This window comes from Paenibacillus sp. FSL H8-0168 (assembly GCF_038592955.1).
In the GTDB taxonomy this organism is placed as follows: Bacteria; Bacillota; Bacilli; order Paenibacillales; family Paenibacillaceae; genus Paenibacillus; species Paenibacillus polymyxa_B.
Map to the genome: position 1 here is coordinate 3,663,341 of NZ_CP151948.1, position 19,978 is coordinate 3,683,318.

At 42.8% G+C, this 19,978-nt stretch carries 16 protein-coding genes; 4 read left to right on the top strand and 12 right to left on the bottom strand.

Features of this window, described 5'->3' with window-relative positions; all coding sequences use genetic code 11:
• Nucleotides 1-101 precede the first annotated feature (101 nt).
• Complete coding sequence (locus tag MHI21_RS16285; protein WP_341163862.1) at nt 102-1,727, bottom strand: response regulator; 1,626 nt, start codon at nt 1,725-1,727, stop codon at nt 102-104.
• On the bottom strand, nt 1,702-3,522 hold the full coding sequence (locus MHI21_RS16290) for a sensor histidine kinase (protein ID WP_341163863.1): 1,821 nt from the start codon (nt 3,520-3,522) through the stop codon (nt 1,702-1,704). Before MHI21_RS16290 ends, MHI21_RS16285 begins: the two co-directional genes overlap by 26 nt.
• 114 nt (nt 3,523-3,636) lie before the next feature.
• Between MHI21_RS16290 and MHI21_RS16295 the strand changes: the two genes are divergently transcribed.
• Nucleotides 3,637-3,789: a hypothetical protein gene (locus tag MHI21_RS16295; RefSeq protein WP_023989363.1), complete on the top strand. Its 153-nt coding sequence runs from the start codon at nt 3,637-3,639 to the stop codon at nt 3,787-3,789.
• A 5-nt stretch (nt 3,790-3,794) separates the two neighbouring features.
• On the opposite strand, the gene MHI21_RS16300 is transcribed toward MHI21_RS16295, so the two are convergent.
• Entirely contained in the window at nt 3,795-4,232 is a 438-nt protein-coding gene (locus MHI21_RS16300; RefSeq protein ID WP_165177450.1) for a NucA/NucB deoxyribonuclease domain-containing protein, read from the bottom strand.
• Nucleotides 4,233-4,372: 140 nt separating this feature from the next.
• Here MHI21_RS16300 and MHI21_RS16305 point away from each other — a divergent pair, with 140 nt between their 5' ends.
• Together MHI21_RS16305 and MHI21_RS16310 are read left to right on the top strand one after the other, a co-directional pair.
• Entirely contained in the window at nt 4,373-4,567 is a 195-nt protein-coding gene (locus MHI21_RS16305) for a hypothetical protein (protein WP_013310963.1), read from the top strand.
• A 386-nt stretch (nt 4,568-4,953) separates the two neighbouring features.
• Nucleotides 4,954-5,256 carry a hypothetical protein gene (locus MHI21_RS16310; protein ID WP_013310964.1) on the top strand — a complete coding sequence of 101 codons (303 nt, stop codon included), beginning with the start codon at nt 4,954-4,956 and terminating at the stop codon, nt 5,254-5,256.
• Between the two features lie 69 nt (nt 5,257-5,325).
• Here the strand turns inward: MHI21_RS16310 and MHI21_RS16315 are convergent, their stop codons facing one another.
• The 5 genes from MHI21_RS16315 to MHI21_RS16335 all read right to left on the bottom strand — a co-directional run bounded on the left by MHI21_RS16315 (nt 5,326) and on the right by MHI21_RS16335 (nt 11,543).
• Nucleotides 5,326-7,212, bottom strand: coding sequence for an Ig-like domain-containing protein (locus MHI21_RS16315; RefSeq protein ID WP_342418523.1), 1,887 nt, complete (start codon nt 7,210-7,212; stop codon nt 5,326-5,328).
• A 120-nt stretch (nt 7,213-7,332) separates the two neighbouring features.
• Nucleotides 7,333-7,755 (bottom strand): hypothetical protein, encoded by a 423-nt coding sequence (locus MHI21_RS16320; RefSeq protein WP_342418524.1) that lies wholly within the window; start codon nt 7,753-7,755, stop codon nt 7,333-7,335.
• Nucleotides 7,756-7,771: 16 nt separating this feature from the next.
• Entirely contained in the window at nt 7,772-8,440 is a 669-nt protein-coding gene (locus tag MHI21_RS16325) for a uracil-DNA glycosylase (protein WP_342418525.1), read from the bottom strand.
• Between the two features lie 259 nt (nt 8,441-8,699).
• Nucleotides 8,700-9,362 carry an S-layer homology domain-containing protein gene (locus MHI21_RS16330; protein WP_342418526.1) on the bottom strand — a complete coding sequence of 221 codons (663 nt, stop codon included), beginning with the start codon at nt 9,360-9,362 and terminating at the stop codon, nt 8,700-8,702.
• Between the two features lie 120 nt (nt 9,363-9,482).
• Complete coding sequence (locus MHI21_RS16335; protein ID WP_342418527.1) at nt 9,483-11,543, bottom strand: glycosyl hydrolase 115 family protein; 2,061 nt, start codon at nt 11,541-11,543, stop codon at nt 9,483-9,485.
• A gap of 257 nt (nt 11,544-11,800) precedes the next feature.
• On the opposite strand from MHI21_RS16335, the gene MHI21_RS16340 reads away from it, so the two are divergent.
• Complete coding sequence (locus MHI21_RS16340; RefSeq protein ID WP_342418528.1) at nt 11,801-13,744, top strand: serine hydrolase domain-containing protein; 1,944 nt, start codon at nt 11,801-11,803, stop codon at nt 13,742-13,744.
• Nucleotides 13,745-13,928: 184 nt separating this feature from the next.
• On the opposite strand, the gene aspS is transcribed toward MHI21_RS16340, so the two are convergent.
• The 4 genes from aspS to MHI21_RS16360 all read right to left on the bottom strand — a co-directional run bounded on the left by aspS (nt 13,929) and on the right by MHI21_RS16360 (nt 19,959).
• Complete coding sequence (gene aspS / locus MHI21_RS16345; protein WP_342418529.1) at nt 13,929-15,698, bottom strand: aspartate--tRNA ligase; 1,770 nt, start codon at nt 15,696-15,698, stop codon at nt 13,929-13,931.
• A 65-nt stretch (nt 15,699-15,763) separates the two neighbouring features.
• Nucleotides 15,764-18,037 carry an ACP S-malonyltransferase gene (gene fabD / locus MHI21_RS16350; RefSeq protein ID WP_342418530.1) on the bottom strand — a complete coding sequence of 758 codons (2,274 nt, stop codon included), beginning with the start codon at nt 18,035-18,037 and terminating at the stop codon, nt 15,764-15,766.
• 31 nt (nt 18,038-18,068) lie between these two features.
• Nucleotides 18,069-19,046 (bottom strand): acyltransferase domain-containing protein, encoded by a 978-nt coding sequence (locus tag MHI21_RS16355; protein WP_342418531.1) that lies wholly within the window; start codon nt 19,044-19,046, stop codon nt 18,069-18,071.
• Between the two features lie 37 nt (nt 19,047-19,083).
• Entirely contained in the window at nt 19,084-19,959 is an 876-nt protein-coding gene (locus MHI21_RS16360) for an SDR family NAD(P)-dependent oxidoreductase (RefSeq protein ID WP_061828465.1), read from the bottom strand.
• Between the last annotated feature and the right edge of the window lie 19 nt (nt 19,960-19,978).

The window sequence follows — 19,978 nt, forward strand, 5'->3', positions numbered from 1 at the left end:
CATTTTCTACTCTTTTATTATAAGAGGGCTTTTCTTCACAGCCTATGTCACAAAATAAATATTTCTGCACCTTTCCCAACTGATCTTTGCTGGTTTCGTCCTTACTGGTCCCGAAATTCATGCGGAGTCATTCCGTAATGCTTTTTGAACATCTTACTGAAATATTGGGGATTCTGGTAGCCTAGTTCCGTCGTAATTTCGTATATTTTTTTGTTGGAATATTTGAGCAAATAAAGAGCCCGCTCCATTCTCATTCGGATAATATAGTCACCCAGACCTTCTCCGGTTTCAGCTTTATAAATTTTAGACAGATAGACTGGATGAAGATAGACCTGATCAGCAATCGTCTTAACAGACAGCTCCTGGCCTCTATCCTGGGAGATGAGCTCCTGAACCTGCTTGACCACATAGCTTTTAGCGCTTTGCTCGCTTGCGGACCATTCAGATTTAAGTTTGTTCATCATGGAAAATATCCACTCTTTGAGGTGGGGGAACGAATGAACCATTTTCTGCGCATGTAACGGATCGAAGCCTACTTGATCCATCTGTGTAATGAAACGTCCTTGTTTGTGCGCTGTATACATAAAGGCGCTCGTCACCGAAATAAACAGCTCATATAAATGCTCGCGTGTATATCCCACCTCTTCCATTTTTCCAAATACACGGCTCACTTTCGCTTCGGCCTCGTCCCATTGCCTGGATTCAAGCAGATGAGTAAGCGTTGGGTGCATATAAAGCCCCTCCAGTGACTTAACTGAGCTGTGTGGCTGTTCTGTCTGCTCTTCTATGAATAGCAGTGTATCCGTCTCCTCCTGATGGTTCCAGTATAAGGATCTAATCGCTTTCTGATATAGCTTAGATAGCTCCTCTGGAAACTTAAACCATCCGGTCAATGCAACGTAAATTTCCCCTTTCAAGTAATTGCTCACATTTTTTCGAAAGGTCTCAATCGCCGCACTCAAAAAACGATTCTGCTCATCCGCGCTCCGTTCAGGGAATGAATTCCAATTCCCTTCTATTAATACAATTAAGCAGTCATGCGGCGCTTTGCAATGCCAAACGTGAAAATCAGGTGCGAACACTTCTTCGGCAATATTTCCAATCGCATACTCAATTAAGGAGACTGAATGATAGTCCATATCAGAAAAATGCTTTCCTAGCTGAATAAGCAGCATACTGGCAGGATGTCCCGTGCGTAGCTTGATTTCGTACTCGGACATTTTGCTCTCTATTTTGGGTACTGGTAAATCACGCCCGAGTAGTAAATCATGCATCAAATGGGTCCGCAGTACACCAAAATCGTTTCTGCGGCTATATTGTAATTGATGAACCTTGTCAAATGCTTCCCATTCTTCCTTTAGCGAATCCATGGCGGCTGACACACATTTGATAAACTCTTCATCATCCACCGGCTTTAAAATGTAATCAAAAGCCTTAAGCTGAAGCGCTTTTTTAGCATATTCAAAATCGGCATAGCCTGTCAGTAACAAACTTCGGATATGCGGCCATCGCTCGTTTACTTCAACAATCAACTCCAGTCCCGTCATACCAGGCATACGAATATCCGTAACCAGAATATCAATATCGTACGCTTCCAGCACATCCACTGCTGCTAATGCGGAAGCCGCTTGATGAACCCTCTCGATGCCTAGCGTCTCCCACGGAATGGTAGCTGCCAGACTTTCTGTTACATAACTCTCATCATCTACTAGTAATATCTGAACCATCTGTTCCCTCCGTTTTAACTATATTCGAATTTGGCGAAGGCTCAATTAAACCATTCGCATGCTCTCCTTCTGTTGAGATCGACCATTTTAAAACTGCACGCAATCCTCCCAATGGAGACAAAGAGAATTCCAGTCCTGCATCTTCCCCAAAATGTAATCGCATGCGTTGATGCACATTCCATAGACCATATCCATGTTCCTCTTCCACTGGCTTGTCAAGCGTTGATGTCAGGGCAGTTATAGCCTCTCTACTCAAACCGAGTCCGTTATCATCCACAATCAGGTACATATACGAGCCAACACGCTCGGTTAAAATATGAATTACACCATCCTCCGCTTGAGGCTCTATCCCATGCAGCACCGCATTTTCCACCAGTGGCTGCACTACAAGCGGCGGAATCAGCAGACTGCTAGCCTGTGAAGAAACATGAATTAAGAACGTTAGCCTTGGCATACGCATCTGCTGTATGTTCAAATAATATTGAACAAATTCGACTTCCTCTGACAATGGAACCAAATCCCGCTCCTGTCTGGTTGTATATCGATAATACCTGGATAAATTATGAGCCATGGCCACGACCGCCTCATGATTGCGCAGCTTCGCCATACTTGTAATAAACGAAAAACAATTATAAAAAAAATGCGGATTGATTTGTGACTGTAGCTGCTTTAGTCGCGCTTCCTTGACATGCAGCTGCTCAACATACACCTTCTCAAATAGCTCCTGAATCTGTTCGACCATCAGATTAAATTGACTAGACAGGAAAGCAAACTCGTGACTCCCTCTTAGACTTAATCGAACAGCATAGTCTCCATCCTTTAGTCTCCGAAATGCCCGCACAAGCTGAAGAATCGGCACTTGTACCTGTGAATGAAGCAAGTAAGCGCCAATCAAGCCTACCAGCAGCGAGCCAACAACAGTTATATAAAACAGTCGATTCGATGAGTAAATCGGAGACATCATATCGGACAAAGGCATATAATCAATCAAATACCACCCCGTCGTTTGCGAAAGAACGGCATGAACCAGGTAGCTTTCTTCTCCAATTTTCACAGTCAGATTATCAACTTCATGGAGCCCCATTTTTTCTAATTTTGAAATCAGCTGTCCAGACAGCTCTTCATTGGCAGTACGATTATAGATCGCTCCTACGCCTTTTTTATAATAAAAAGGCTCCTTTCGACCATCACCTTTGAAGCGGTCAAGCATATCCTGAATATTACTGCTGTCAAATTCAACTTTAATAATCGTGTTAGCGGTTTCTGGATTACCAAGCGAAGAAAACGGGGATAATGTATACAATGAAAATATAAATTGGTCTTTCCCGTATGATCTTTTTTTGGATACCTGCCAGCCGTCTTTTATCAGCTGATTTAGTTTTTTCTGGTCATATAAACCTGCTCCATTCTCCGATACAACCCGTCCAAGCGAAGGAGAATAGATACTCAGCCCGGTTCTCCAATTAGAAGAGCTTTCCTGAAGCCCAAGCTTGGTTTGAATCCGTTTGACAAGGTTAATTCCATCCAGATTGAGAACCTTGTCCTTCAAAAAAATCGCTTGAAAACTGGCTACATCGGGATCATGAATCAGCAGATGCGGCCAGGAGGAAATCATTTCAATATTCGTATTCACCTGGTCTTGAAAAAAAGTCAGCTGATTATAATTAGATTGATTCAGCTCCTCACGTAATACGCCTGTTGTTGTCTGATTAGAATAGACATACAGGATCAGCACAGGTATAAGCAATACGATAACGATGGAAACGATTTTAGTATAAAAATTAAATTTAAACATGAGTTCTACACATCCTCTGCACAAAAAACAGGCATACTTAAATGGTATGCCAGAGCCCTGACCTTCGTTGCCGTCAGTACATACTATACATTATCAATGGTTGGCGGTGATAATATGTTTGATGCTAAGCAAATGGAATGGTTTAACCAACTATCCGCTGAAGACTTGGCCATTTTAGGTGCCGGCTTCAATACACTAGGTGATTTTTTTGATTTTCTGGCGTTGATTAAGGCCAGACAGGAAACAGCCCAAGGTAATAAAAAGTAATAGCACTATTTCACAACAAATTTCACACGAGTTCCATCCTCATACTCATCCAATTGGTGACTGACCCATGATCCTGCCCCACGATTATCCTTAGGGGCTATGTATTTGATATTTGCACCTTTGCCACCTTCTGAGCACATAGCCATCGGCCATTCGTCACGATCGTATCCTTTACGAGTGGGAACACCTGCAAGTGAATGCTTGCGATTTTGCTCGGCTCCTTCACGGTCAATTGTGCATACCGGTGATTTTCCCGCCTGAATGGCTTCCTTAATATGCTGCGCCGTTTCAGGGTAACGACCTGACGGGAATTGCAGCGTAACCTGAGCCGATGAAGGCGGGTTCTCTCCTGTCGTTTTCGTAAGAAGATTGCCTCCTTCAAACCAGTACGCGCCCGCAGCTAGCAGTACTAAAGCTATAAAACTTAGCAATTTTTTCTTCAATTTCCCTCTTCCCTTCAAGCTATTCCAGTAGATGCCTTCAACTAAGGTAATCCCCGGATTTTATTTTTTGTAACCCCTTACTGACTATAAAAAAAGGTTGAATATTCGACGACAAATAGTATAGAGAGGAGGTTGTACGAATGAACGATGAGATCAAACTGGCCGTGAGCCAAATGCAAGCCGTTGTTATCCGGTTACTGAATGGAAGTACCGTAATTGGCTGGCCTAAGCTCCTATCTGACCAAGAAACTCAGCAATTCAAGCTCTATGATGACGAACACGTATATACGATTTCCGTTAATGATGTGGATACAGTCGCAAGAGTTATTGTATAAGATACAGGAAGCGACTTAATGAGACATCCAGTGGACAAGCCCGAACAAAGCACACCACAGGAGAAGACTGATCAGAATCCCCCAAAATAAACCTTTAAAAAGCTTCATACCATACTGACAACCTTTCGACTGGGCTTTTTCCCCATTATAACATGTCAGAAAGACAGCTGTCGCAGCTTGCTCTTATATCATCTTCGTATCATATATATTAAATTTTAAAATCATGACACAAAGGAAATAATGAAATAATTCCGAAAATTATGCCTGATCACCAGTGAAAATGCAATCATGACATAATAAAAGTCACATTTTAATCAAAATTTAATGAAAATTTTCCGAAAATGATGTATAATTATTGACATAACAAAACGCACGAGGTGATCATCATGGCATTATTAAACAGAGTTCATGAATTAAAATTGCAACTGCCTAACGAGCATCATAGCATTTCCCAATACGTGGAGCATGCATTGCATTCGATTGACAGTTTTGTGGAGCAACATCGTCAATTTATAGCCGCTCAGGCTCTATATGGTGAAAAAATTAATGGTACGGAAGAAAGACTGTTCCGAGACACAATTTCTGAGATTAAAGCCCAACTGGTAGCTACTTTGGAAAAGACAGTTGAAGACTTCGCACACAAAGGCGATAAGCACTGGAAAAATCATTATCAGGACGGCGTAGAATAAGCTGAAAATAACCCCCGGTCTTTGGACCGGGGGTTATTTTGTATAAGTGGATGAGGCAATATGCGTAGACTATTTTAACACTCTGGCCGATGTCGCTACAGTCTTACCACCATAGACTACTTTGATACTGGAACTTCCGGTATCAATCGCCTTCACCTGACCGCCAGTAACCTGTACGATCGACGGTTTGGAAGATGTCCATACCGCTGAGCTCGTCACATTGGTAGTTGCGCCTGAATCATAAACTGCATTCACACTAAGCACTTGAGAGGAGCCTTTAGGCAGCTTCAGGTTTTTATTGCTTAATACCAGTTTGAGCAGCTTAGGTGTGACCTTGATCTCAACGTTAAACGACTTATCCTGATATGTGCCCGTAATCGTTGCGTTTCCAATTCCAACGGCTTTAATGGAAGAGCCTTTTACGATTACTACGGAAGCATTCGATGATGTCCATTTCACTTTGCTGCTCAACGTAGCTTTTTTACCATCCGTATATATGCCGATGACTTTGATGGACTTACTTCCTTTCAAATTCATATCAGCACTCGAAAAGCTTGGTGTCAATGTAGAGATGGCTCCTTCCACAATGACAGGTACTTTCACATATTTGTTCATATACATAGCCTTGATTCCAGAGTTACCGCCATTCACCGCTTTTACTTTACCATTTGCTACTGTAACTGCGGCTGTTGTACCTACCCAGCTTACCTGATTGGTAACATCCAGGATTCCGCCACCAGCCATGTGTGCTTTTACTGTCGGAATACTTGCTTCTTGGCCTGCAACCAATACATATTTTTTCTCAGAAGCGGTCAGCTTGAGCACTTTGTATTGCACAGTCACTGGAATATCCAGTTTGAGCGCACCTACCGTTGCTGTCAATGTTGCACTGCCTGGGTTCACTGCAACTAGCTTACCATTTGCTATTTTAACTGCACTTTCACTGCTTAAACTCCATTTTACATCGGATTGAACTGCTTTTTTTGCTCCATTGACCAAATAAGCAGATATACTCGGGAGAGAAGTTTTGCCTCCTGTTTCGAGGGTCAGACTGGCTTTGCTCGAAACCAGTTTTTCAACCGTTGGAAGTACATTAATCTTCAGAGTCTTGCTCAAACCGTGATAGGACGCTGTAATCGTCGAATTGCCTGCATCCATTGGTGTGATTTTACCTTGCTCGACTGTGGCAACCAGCGGATTGGAGGAAGTCCATTCTGCCGTGTTGGTTACATCTGTTTTGCCGCCAGTCAGGTTAACATCGGTTGCACTAACCTGAATTGGGGAGCTACCCAGAAAGACCGATTTGGCCCCAATTGCACTCAATACTAACGCCTGAGAAGAAGAACGCACATACACAATCGTTTGTGCTTTAAGTTCATCTTTGCTTGCCTTAATGTAAGTCACGCCTTTGGCAAGTGGACGAACAAGACCATCTTCAACGGTAGCAACAGCCGCATTCGAAGAAGTCCATTCGACACCGGATACATTTTCCGTCCCACCTCCAGTAAGTACACCTTGAGCAGTCAATTGCTTTGATTCTCCGCCAATCGTCAAATTAATGGGACTAGACGGATTTAATTGCAGCTTGCTGTAAGGCGATTTTACTGTAATCGTTGTACTTACCGTTTGCTGCTCATATGTGGCAACAACCTTAATCTGCCCTTTTGACACAGGAGTAATGAGCCCCTTATCAACCTTTAAAATGCTTGAATCCCCAGAGATCCATTCTGCCTTTTGGGTAACATCTTCTTTGCCCTTTTCAGTCAATGACCACACTTTTAATTGAGCGGGGCTTCCACCCAGATTCAATGTAGTCGGATTTTGACTGTCCCACTGTACCGTGGAGGTCGTGCTCTCCTCAGCCCGGATCAAACCCGCTGGCCATGCTGCAAATACAAACATCAGCAAAGCAAGTAAGAAGGTACTCCGTTTGCTCATACGTTTCATACGCTCCATTCGTTTCTCTCCCTTAGTTTCATCTCTATAAAATAGGATATAATTAACAATCCCATTACTTTTATCGGTTAGCAGCTTACTAAATTGAACCCTTCATCAAAAAAAGGTGAATAATTACAGTTAAAGTTCTCCACGCAGTGACCTTACCACAAACAAATGCTCTTCTTTAGATAAGGTTTGTCCATCTTCAAGGATTACATTGTGTGCCGAGTGACTAACCAGCTTTACATTATAAGCAATCAGCTGATCTTCTCTCCAAATCGTCACCGCCGACTGAAAATGAATGGCATTATCAAACTGTAACGGAACACTCATTACATAACCGATAGCGTTGAGCTTCGCCGGATGGCGGCTTCTACGCTCACGCCCCGGAGGTAGCATGGTAATATACGTAATATTTTCAAAAGGAATAGCCAGCATTTTCGGGCCTAAAATAACGCACTTTCGTATATCATCCCATTTTTCAAGCGTGCCGCGCACCTTCTGGGTATGATCGTTGTTGCCGTGATATAAAGTGACCTGACGTCCCTTCCATTGACGCATGTCCTCACCTCCAGTGCTAGCGGTTAGGAATCTCCCACCGAATCGGCTCCATTCCATGCTCCTGCAAAAATGCATTGGTACACGAAAAAGGCTTGCTGCCAAAAAAGCCTCTGTGAGCCGCCAATGGACTCGGATGAACGGATTTCAGCACCAAATGCTTGCTGGTATTCACGAAGCTTGCTTTTTTCTGAGCATGGCTCCCCCACAAAATAAACACTGCTGGCTGCTCGCGCTCATTAATCGCTTCAATGACAGCATCCGTGAAACGTTCCCAACCTATTCCCTGGTGAGATTGCGGTTGTCCTTCACGTACGGTTAACACGTTGTTTAGCAGCAGCACACCTTGCTCAGCCCAAGGAACGAGGTATCCCTGATTCGGAATGGGAGTACCGATATCATCGCGAAGCTCCTTATATATATTTAGTAGAGATGGCGGTGTTCGCACACCAGGTCTAACAGAAAAGCTCAAACCGTGAGCTTGTCCCTCTCCATGATATGGATCCTGTCCCAATATAACCGCTTTGGTCAGATGAAATGGCGTTAATTTAAGTGCGGAAAACAAGTCTTCTTTTGGAGGATATACCTTATGTAACTTGTACTCTCGGGCTAACGTATACCTTAATTCATTAAAGTATGGCTTTTCGACCTCTTCTCGTAGTACATCATCCCAGTCATTCCCAAACATACCCCTGTCTCCTCTCAATATGTAGATCTGTGAAAACGGTAAGCTTTTTGATCCAAAAAAATAAGCTGAACTCCTCATCCGGAGCCAGCTTATTTATTCGTTACCTGTGTTATATGCCGAAGGACCAGGAAAATATCCTTACGGTAATCAGCTACCGCAGGTCTAAATTCGATTTCCTTATTATAACATTAACGATAATGATGTCAAGTAACTGAAAGCTTAATTCCCTCAGAAGAAAAGCTCTTTATTGCTGTATTTATTACGATTTTGTATGAGCATTCAGGTATTCCAATGCATTATATAACATAACAGCAGCTTCGGCACGTGTAATCTCTTTTTTTGGATGAAACTTTTCATTTGCATCCAAGGTATTGACCTTGTAGACTAGCGAGCGTTGAATGCTACCTTGGTAAGAAGGCTCCAGTTCGCTGTCATCCGCAATATTCGCAGGTGCGATTTTAATCATCGGAAGAGCGCCTGCTTTTTCCATGCCCTGAATCAGCATGTGGGTGAACTGTTCCTTAGTCAGAGCTTTGGCAGGATCAATATCCTTTGGAATAACCACACCATTATAATGAGCGTTGATAAAAGCTTCAGCGTACCATGCGGTATCCCTAACATGGGTGAACAGTCCACTGGCCTGTGGCGCTTTATTAAAATCAATCGCGGCCAAACTGAGCTGGAGTCCGCCGGAGATCAACTGAATGCCTTGGGCAGCGGTCACTTTAGATGACGGAAGAAACTGAGTGTCAGAGACACCTTTGAGTAGACCCTGATCTTTAAGGGATATGATTTTTTCTTTGCCGCTTACGTTGTTCAAATCCTTGAATTGACTGTCTGCCGCAGACATTTGACCTCCAAAGGAGAAGGACAAAATGGCTACGGTTGTAATGGCTGCGAATGCACTTTTTCTCATACTCATGTTAAGTTCCACCTTGTAGTTGAATTAGGCCGCTTGGCCATTAACAACTTCATTGACGTAGTATAAGCTGGAAAGGTTGCAGGCAGACGCTGTTGCTTCTTATGCTACATGCCTTCCTTTTTAATTTAATACCTTCTCCAGACTGCGTGCCAACTCATCATCGGGAAGGGGCTTGCGATGCGTATTCTCCAGGTAGATATATTTCTCTGTTTCTGGCATTAAATATTGTTTGGACCACAGGAACATATCCGGACTGTCTCCCTGAAGACGAAGAAATCTCCGCACAGTGTCCGCATGAGAAATAGTGTTATCTAGATTGGTTAACCAATCTGCCCGGTAGAAATGCTCCCATCTTCCAGTTCCTGCGAGCGATAACGCTTCTTTACCCATCCGGTAGCTCCAAACGGCATGAGAAGCTTGTATAAAAGCTCGTGGATAATCTTTTTCAAGGAACAGCCCATAAGCGCTACATAAGCTTGCCAGTCCACGTGAACCACTCAGATGCAGTTCAATCTGCACAAGCAGTTGATTATACAGCCTGCGACATTCATCTTCAGACAACTGCTTCATGATTCGTAGACACCGCTCTCGTAGTTCAACCCAATCCGGGATTGCCGACTCGGCTTTTTCCTTGAACCAGCGTACCTGTTCAGGAAAAGGCCTTTCTCCAGTAGCCCAGTACAGCCGTTCATCACGGCTTTCCTTGCCTTGTAGCCAATACCCCATAATTTGCCGAGCCGGATGGTGATAGAATTCCTCCCCTGCTCGATCATCCTTGTGCGGGCCATAAACGATCGTGCAGCGGGAATAATCCCGGTATAATTGGGAAATCTCTTGAAGCTGACTACTGTACAGCCGCCCGATAAAATCAGTAAGCTGCTCTTCAGCATCCACTTCACCCTTCGTCCATAAATTTGCTACTAAATCCAGCGTATATACATGTGGCAAAATATTACCTGAATTGACCAGCAGGTACTCGTCCGCCCCTGTAGTAAATGCTGAAGTTAATTCCTCTACAATCAAGCTGGCTGAGGAGGGAAATTGGGTAAGATGGTTCGACGCTTGCAAGTCGTGGAAGGTCACATGGTAATATACTCCATTCTTGCCCCCATCCTGCGCCTCAGGCAATGCTGGCACACGATAATTAAGATTCCCATGGCGCCGAGATACCATTTTACCGTAACCATTGTCCGCCCATATTTTGATCACCCCTTCGGGTACTTCAATATGTCCCTGCTTATATAACTCGGCAATCTCACCATACATCGCCATACAACACACAGGATGCTCCACAAATTCACAGATCATATGGTACTGCTTGCGAACCACATACGAGATTAATTGTCCACGTTTGTCCGGCGTATTAAAGGAAGGATCATCTTCCCAAAAAGGCTTGTCACCCTGCCCGCGAAAAGATAATACCCATACAATCTTCTCTTCCTTTTGCCGTTCAATCGCTTCCTGCCACAGCTGTTCAAACAACTCGGGATGCTCTCTGTAGCTAGCTTGTTTACCCGGAAAGGCGCGCAAAAACATCTCCGCCCCCAACGGTTCAGCATGATGATGTGTGATCCATAAACCCATGTCTGCTGCAAGCTTATGATGGATACCTGTGCGTGGTAAATCGGTTCCGGGAATCACCATATTTCCACCACAGCGCAGTAACGCTTCAAAAACGGGCTGCCACACCTGCTCCGTCGGTGGATAATCATCCTTCCAGCCAATCAAGCATACCTCATCATTGACAAACCATCCCCGATATCGGACCTTGGACGGTATACTGTCAACATTCAGACTCGGCAAAACGATGGTATCCCGCTTAGGCGGGAGAAGCTCCGCCCAGAACCAGAACGGCTCCACACCCAGAGCGAAACGGCTGTAATGAAGCAGTCCATAAATAATTCCTAATTCATCACGGCCAATAATATGGAGTACCGTTCCCTTGCTACCAGCAACAAAACGCAGACAATAGCCCTCTGGCCAATGCGGGCAGCTATCTCCTTCCTGCGCATAACGGATAATGATCGAGGGCTCTACTTCTGTTAGCAATGGTTCGCGGCCAAACACTTGCTTATGATCTCGCGCAATCATGTTCCAAGCGTGGGCAATGGGCACACTTTCATCAGTTTGAAGATTGTATCCGCTTTCAGATGAAATAGTCAGAGGTTCACAGGCTTTCATTTATTGTCATCTCCTATTTTTTTCAACTATGAGGATTCTTCTTGTCTTTATTTTATAGGTAGTCAACATACATATAAAGCTGTACCAACGTAAATATTGCTTTTTTTCGGTAAATCATTTGAGAGTTGAAGCTTCATTTGAGAAAGAAAAAAGTAAGGAACAGGAGAGAAATAAGAAAGACTTGACTGCTACACTAAAAATGTTCCAAAAAACAGACTGCTCTTAAAGATTCAAGCGCAGCAAAAAGGAGACTTGATATGAAATTGAAAAAACGATTTGCCTCTTTGTTCCTGTTGGCATTGATGGCATTTATCCCGGTCCAGGCATATGCTTCTGGGTCCGTTCCAACCACTCCCTCTGGAATTCCGATTTCCGAAATCGAAAACAGAACAGATCAAATTATGAAAAAATATATAGGAACAGCGATTCCTGGTGCTGCGGTTTCCATAGTAAAGGACGGAAAAATTGTTTTTTCAAAAGGTTACGGATACGCAAACATCGAGAAACAAACACCCATGAGTACGGAAACAACCTATATGGAGGCCGGTTCCGTATCGAAATTGTTCACCTGGACGGCAGTAATGCAACTGGTTGAGCAAGGAAAGCTGGATTTGAATACGGACATCCGCACATACTTGCCTGACGGCTTTCTCAAGCCTTCTTTTGATAAGCCTATTACCCTGAAATCATTGATGAGCCACACGGCAGGTTTTGAGGAGCGCCTGGAAAAACTTTTGGTTCATGACGCTGCTGATCTTAGGCCTCTCAAGGAGCATATCGCACCCGGAAATCAGCCTCAACAGATTTATGAGCCTGGAACAGTGATTGCTTATTCCAACTATGGGACCAACCTGGCCGGTTATATTATAGAACGTGTATCCGGAATACCTTTTGAAACCTATATTCAGAAACATATATTTGAGCCTCTAGACATGAAACATTCTTACTTTACACAACGGTATGATCTTATCCCAGAGGTTATCGAACATAAAGCAACAGGCTACTCCAAGAAGGATGGAAACTGGGTGGCAAAGCCGAATGTTTTCTTTAATGATGTGCCGGCTGGTGCGTTAAACATTACTTCGGAGGACATGGCTCATTTTATGCTTGCTCATCTGAACATGGACCATTCCTTAAAACATTCGCTGTTCAACAAGAATGAAACCTTGCGAGAAATGCATGAGGCTTCGTATACCCACTATCCCGAGCTTCCGGGGAATGCCCATGGCTTTTGGGAACGGTTCGCGGGAGATTATCGTGTTATCGAGCACGGTGGAAATACAGATTCATTCTCCTCTCTGGTCTCTATCGTGCCGGATCAAAACTTTGGGATCAGTATTCTGACTAATGTGGAAAATGAAATGTCCGGGGCGAGAAGCGAACTCATTGACCTGTTTGTCGGGGGTTCCCACGCTACTCCGCAAGCGGACAGCACGTTGAAGCATAGCGGGGATGTGGCGGGAAAATACCGTTCTGCTCGCGCAGTATCATCTGGTATATTGAAGCTTATACCCGTATTATCCAATACGGAAGAAGTAGTCACAGCCAACGGCAATGGCGGAATCACTCTGAGTATTCCATCCATGAATATTAATGTTGATTATGTAGAAACCAAACCCTATTTTTTTGAACGCGTGACTCCCGGGAGCACTCCTTATGATCATGCGGGCCTAAATATCAGCCGTCTTTTTTTCTTAACCAATGCCGATGGTAAAGTGACGCAGTTGTCATATGGAGTGATCGATGACCAATTGCCGATATCCTTCCTGCAAACATCCATTTTTAGTTATATTCTGGTCGGGGGATGCGGTATTTGGTTTGCGCTTGGTTCTATTTTCGGTATTATTGGATGGCTGCGGAAGCTCAAGGACGCAAGAAAGCAGAAGAGTACTTCGCGGCTTCCCTTGCCTGACAGTGTAACCGTAATACCATTGCTGGGTCTGCTTGTGATCGTCAATCTCATTGCTTCCAGCATCCAATTGATAGGCGACCCCTTTCAGCCTATGTCCAATTTCAATTTGAATATTATCTTTTTCTGGGTACTGGGGCTTGCCTTTGTACCGGCTGCCTATCTTGCTGTAAGAAAATGCAATATTTCCAAAACAACATTGTTAAGAAAGGTATACATCGCGACGCTGATTCTTTCGTTTCTAGCTATTTCGATTTTCCTGTATTCCTATAATTTCTACTTTTTGGCATAGCTCCACTCGATAAGCCTGCCATACCTTCCAGTGTACCGATGAAGATTGCAAAATGAACAACCCCAATCTGAGCTAAATAAAAAAACTCTCCTCTGCATCTAGCAGGGAGAGTTTTTAACACACTCAATGAGATTCAAATACGTGCCGAATTCAGCCTTTGCTTTCAGTATGTTGTTGAATCTGTTTATTCTGTTTCTGGCTGAGTATTTACCAATTTTATATGAACATCTCTCAATTGTTTCTCAGTAACCTCCGAAGGTGCTCCCATTAATAGATCCTGCGCTTTGCTATTCATTGGAAAAGCAATAACCTCTCGGATATTCGATTCATTTGCAATGATCATAACAATCCTATCAATTCCAGGTGCTATACCTGCATGAGGCGGCGGCCCAAATTGAAAAGCATTAAAGAGTGCAGGAAATTTACTCTTGATGTCTCCATATGTATAACCTGCAATCTCAAAGGCTTTTACCATAATCTCCGTATCATGATTCCGGACAGCACCCGAGGACAGTTCAATCCCATTACATACAATATCATATTGGTACGCAAGGATATCAAGAGGATTCATATTCAGCAGCGCATCCATACCACCTTGTGGCATCGAAAAAGGATTATGGCTAAATCCAATTTTATGAGTATCAGGATCCAATTCAAACATAGGAAAATCAACTACCCAGCAAAATTTATATATATCCTTTTCCAGTAAATCCAGTCTTTTTCCTAATTGATTTCTGACAGCACCGGCTATTTTTTCTACATTTTTAAGTTGGTCAGCAGCAAAAAACAATGCATATCCTGAACTAGCTTGCGTAACATGTATTAATTGGCTTTTCACCTCTTCAGAGATGAATTTTGCAATAGAGCCACTAAGAGACATATCATCATTGAACTTAATCCATGATAGGCCTTTCGCTCCAGCTTCAACAGCAAAGTTTACTATATCGTCATAAAAGCTTCTTGGCTGTGCTCCACAACTAGGAACAGCAATAACTCTTATCGTATTATTTTTAAATACTTTAAAATCAGTCTCTGTAAACAGCTCTGTAACATCATGGATAATTAATGGATTTCTTAAATCAGGTTTATCGCTCCCGTATTTGAGCATGGCTTCTTGATATGGAATCCTGCTAAAAGGCTTTGAGATTTTAAAATTTGTAAATTCGGAGAAAACTTCATATAGCATATTTTCAACTACATTAAAGACATCTTCCTGTGTTGCGAAAGCCATTTCCAAATCCAGCTGATAAAACTCGCCTGGTGATCTGTCTGCCCTTGCATCCTCATCTCTAAAGCAAGGAGCAATTTGAAAATATTTATCAAAGCCCGAAACCATTAATAATTGTTTAAATTGTTGAGGTGCTTGAGGCAAGGCATAAAATTGACCTGGATGCACTCTACTAGGAACTAAATAGTCTCTGGCGCCTTCTGGAGATGAACTTGTCAGGATAGGTGTCTGAATCTCTAAAAAATTCAAATCGATCATCTTTCTTCTGATACTTTGAATTACTTTAGAACGAAGTATAATATTATTGTGTAGTTTTTCATTCCGCAGATCCAAGAAACGATACTTTAATCTTAAATCCTCCCGAGCTTCATTTGCTAAAGATACTTCAAAAGGTAATGGATTCACTACCTTCCCTAAAACTTCTATCTCATTAGCAGCTAACTCAATATGCCCGGTTTTCATAGTGGGACTAATCGTATTTTCAGATCTGTTACATACAGTACCTGTAACAGAAATAGTTGACTCTCTGGTGATCTTTGATACAAAATCTTTCAATTCGTTATTATCAGAAACAACAATCTGCGTTACTCCATATTGATCCCTAAGGTCAATAAAAATAACCCCGCCATGGTCACGCATATTTTTTATCCATCCTGCAATTCTCACTACTTCGCCGACATGTTTTTGATCCAATTCTCCACAGTTATGAGTCCTGTAACTATGCATGAAAAACCCCACTTTCTTTTATTCCCTATCATCTTAATGATTTCTATTTTTCTCCACACATATACTCACATTATCGTTAAAGCTTTATACCTCTCATTCAGGTATTCCGCAGTTTCAACCATTATTTTTTGTCCTATTTCGTCAACATGCCTGTTCTTCCAATTCTCAAAGACTGTTCCCTTAACCCATTGGTTAAAAGCGCCGAGGGCTGGTCCGCAGTGTACTTGATAATCAACCTTACTGTGTTTGTCTCCATTCATTGCAAGTCGTGTAGAATAAGTAAAGTACCATCTAAATATCAACGCCATCTTACGTTTAGGAATTCTTTCAGCTTTTTCAATGATCTCAGCCGGGTAATAAGCTTTAATATCTTCATATACTTGTTCAATACTCTTCTTAAAATACTTTTCTTCAATATATTTTTTGGTTCCGCTATCAATTTCATCTATGGAGTTATAATTACGGTAAAGATCATATAATTTATTCGCCCTGGCCGGGAAAAAAACTCCTTTTTTCATAACCTGAATCTTCGCTCCCATTTCAAACATATCTCCTGCGGGGGCGTAGTCTGTATCCTGTATATTTAACTGCTGGAGCAAATCCTTTACATCATCACTTGTCCCTGCTTCAACCGTACATTGGTTGATTGAGCCTGTCATGATAAAATCCGCACCCAGTATAAACGCTGCCGCAGCAGCTTGTGGAGTCCCTATCCCCCCGGCTGCCCCTACCCTTATACTTTTATTGTATTTATACTTAAGTAACGCTTCATCCCTCATTTTAAGCATTAACGGAACCAGTACATATGCAACAGCATGATCAGTATGCCCGCCTGAATCAGCCTCGACACACAGATCGTCTACCATAGGAATTTCCATCGCCATCCGGGCCTCATCCCGGCTTATCCTATTTTCCTCGAGCAGTTTATTTACGATATTCTGAGGCGCAGGACTCAAGAATGCCTCCACAACCTCGGGTCTTGATACTTTCGCTATAATCCTGTTCTGCGGTGTTACGATCCCCTTTTCATTTCGTTTCAAACCTTTCAATCTGTACCTTACCAAAGAAGGCGTTATACTCATAAAAGCAGAGGCTTCAATAGTTCTAACACCGTATTTTATGTACAAATCAACGATGTTATTTTCTATTTCCAGGTGATCGGGAACATGAATAAGATTCATTCCATAGGCTTCGCCTTGGTTCAATTCTTGCTGAATATACTTTATAGCTTCCTCAAGGGCCCCAATCTTGACTCCCCCTGCCCCAAAGAATCCCATCATTCCTGCCTTACCTGCTTTTACGACCATCTCTTTTGAAGATATTCCCTTATACATCGAACCCATAAGATACGCGTATTTAAGTCCATAATATTGTTTGAATTCGCTATGACCAAGAGACTCCGCCGTAAATCGTTGGCCGGATATACTATTCTTCGACTTTACTTCCTGTACCTGCTCGCTACGTTCCTCATCCTCCCTCACAATCAGCGGTTCTGCGTCTCGTTGTATTGCGTTAACCAACCCTGTTATGACTTTTCCAGGCCCAACCTGTATGAACTGGGTTACATTTTTACCCATTAGATATCTTATACTTTCCGACCATTTGACTGGACTTACGATCTGGTTGATCAGCGTACTCCTTACATCTTGCTGCCTGTAGGGTCTGGCATAGATATTTGAAATGACTGGTATTTTCAATTTTGAGAATTCGAACTGTGACGCATAGGCCTCAAATCTCTGTCTGGCATCTTCCAAATACCTGGAGTGAAATGCTCCACTTACATTTAAAATCACATAGTTTGTGGCTCCTGCATCCTCAAAAATTGGCTGCGCCTGCTCAATCATGTCCTTCGGTCCTGAGATGACAATCTGGCTTGGCGAATTAAAATTAGCAACATCAATCTCCCTTAAATTATTTTTCTCGATAACTTCTCTAAATACTTCCTCCTTCAAGCCTATGACCGCTGCCATACCACCACCGGCAGCCTTGACCATCAGCTCTCCTCTTTTTTTAACCAGCTTCAAGCCCGTTTCAAAGTCAAATGCCTCTGCGGCAAATAAGGCATTGTATTCACCTAGGCTATGTCCTGCAACATAATCGGGTTTTCTTCCAGTCTCTTTTAATTTATTAAGATAACTCAAAGCGTTTACGACAAATAGCGCCGGTTGGGTAAAATCCGTTTGTCCTAGTTGATTGGCAGGATCTTCAAGACACAGTTTCTTAATAGAATAACCAAGAATAGCATCCGCTTTTGCAACCAATTCCTGAAATTCGTCAAATAGTCCTACTCCCATGCCTTTGGCTTGAGCCCCTTGTCCAGGGAACAGATATGCGATCATTTGTGTCCTCCTTTTTGCTAGTGAATGCATATTAGTCGAATATTTCAAATAGACGATCCAAATTTTTCATATCGTTTTGAAAAGGTGAAAGAATAGAACAAATACTTGCCATTTTCTTGATACCAAAATTGTACTTCACAAAATTAGCAAGAGTGCCCGAGGGGCCAAGGTCAATATAGATGACCCCGTCCCCGTCTCCCAGACATTTTAAAGCGTTCCGAAAACGGATAGGTTTTCTAGTGACATCCCAAAGAAAACGGTTGTCAAGGGATGTCGCCTTTCCTCCGTACATAGATGAAACCATATTTATAGTCGGATTCCTTAGGGGCTTAAGCTTTAAATACGCTGTATATTCCAAGGCTATAGGGTCCATTAAGGAAGAGTGAAAAGCAAACTGGACCGGTAATCTTTGACATATAATCTCATTTGCTATCAAGTAGCGTTCAATTCCTTCCAGTTCCTCACAGCTTCCAGAAATAACAAAATGCGAGTCATAGTTGATTGATGCTAACTCTGAGTTGGCATTCAATACGGATATTTGGTCATACAGACTGAGGTCGCCAATTACGGCCAGCATGCCACCCTTTGGACAGTAGGTTTCTACCATTTGTGCTTGCTTGACAAGGCATTGAAGAGTATTTTCATAACTCATACAACCAGCCACAGCAACAGATGCAAATTCACCGAGGCTGGAACCCAAAACGTAATCAGGATAAATCCCCTGTTCCAGTAATACCTGTGTGAGGGCATACTCCACCATGAAAATTGCGGGGTGAGTATATAACAGGTTATCAAACATGTCTCCTCTCCCACGGTTGTCGTCGTACAGCATTTTTAATACGGACCTGCCTGTAATATCCGTATGAATCTCATCCAGCTTGGTCATCCATTTTCGGAAAACTGGATTTAACCTATATAATTCTCTTCCCATGCCGTAGTATTGTGAGCCTTGGCCTGAAAACATAAAAATCACAGATCTGTCCATTCTAACCTCCCACAACATACTCATTGATAAAATCCCAATAAAACCATTTAAAATAAATATTTCACAGTAAATTGCGAACTAATTGCATTTGGGAAGGTGTGGGATTGCTTTCGTTAAGAACATTCTCCATATGTTGTCTTATTGCAGGTTTGAATTTCGGCTCTGTTATGATATATAGCTGCCCTTTTTTGATTCCCTCAAACATCTGATTTGCTACATCCTCTGGAAGTATTCCATTCTGGACAGCCTTGCGGGCCAATTGATTAATGACTTGTCTTTCCGGGGGAAGATTTCCTAGTCCGGTCTGCTTACTCAGCTCCGTCGGTCGGTTCCGTTCCGCATCCATAATTTGGGTACGTACGAACCCGGGGCAGACAACTGAAACTCCTACATTGGAACCTATCAATCTGAGTTCTTGGTGTAGCGTTTCAGATAAGCTTAAAACGGCATGTTTTGACGCGCTATATATTCCATTACCGGGGCCGGACAATAGTCCGGCGATGGATGCTGTATTCACAATATGACATGCGGTTTTCTGTTTCAGCATAATAGGAACAAAAACTTCAGTTGCAAAGAGAATCCCCCATATGTTTACGTTTATTACCCACTGCCAATCTGCCACCGTATTTTCCCACAATAAGCAGCCCGTGCCGGCGTCCACCCCTGCATTGTTGAACAAAAGATGCACAGCTCCAAATGTCTGAACCGTTTTTTGCGCTAATGCACGTATATCAGCTTCTTTGGAAATATCCGTCACTACGGATAACGTTTCTGCGCCCATGTCTTTCAATTGTTTTTCGGCCCTTAGAAGGGCCTCCTCCTCAATGTCCGCGAGGACGACCTTCATGCCCTCATTTACACATCGGTCCGCAATAGCGCGGCCAATCCCACTGGCAGCTCCTGTAACTACGGCTATCTTATCTTTAAATTCCCTCATGATTTACCTCCAGAATAAT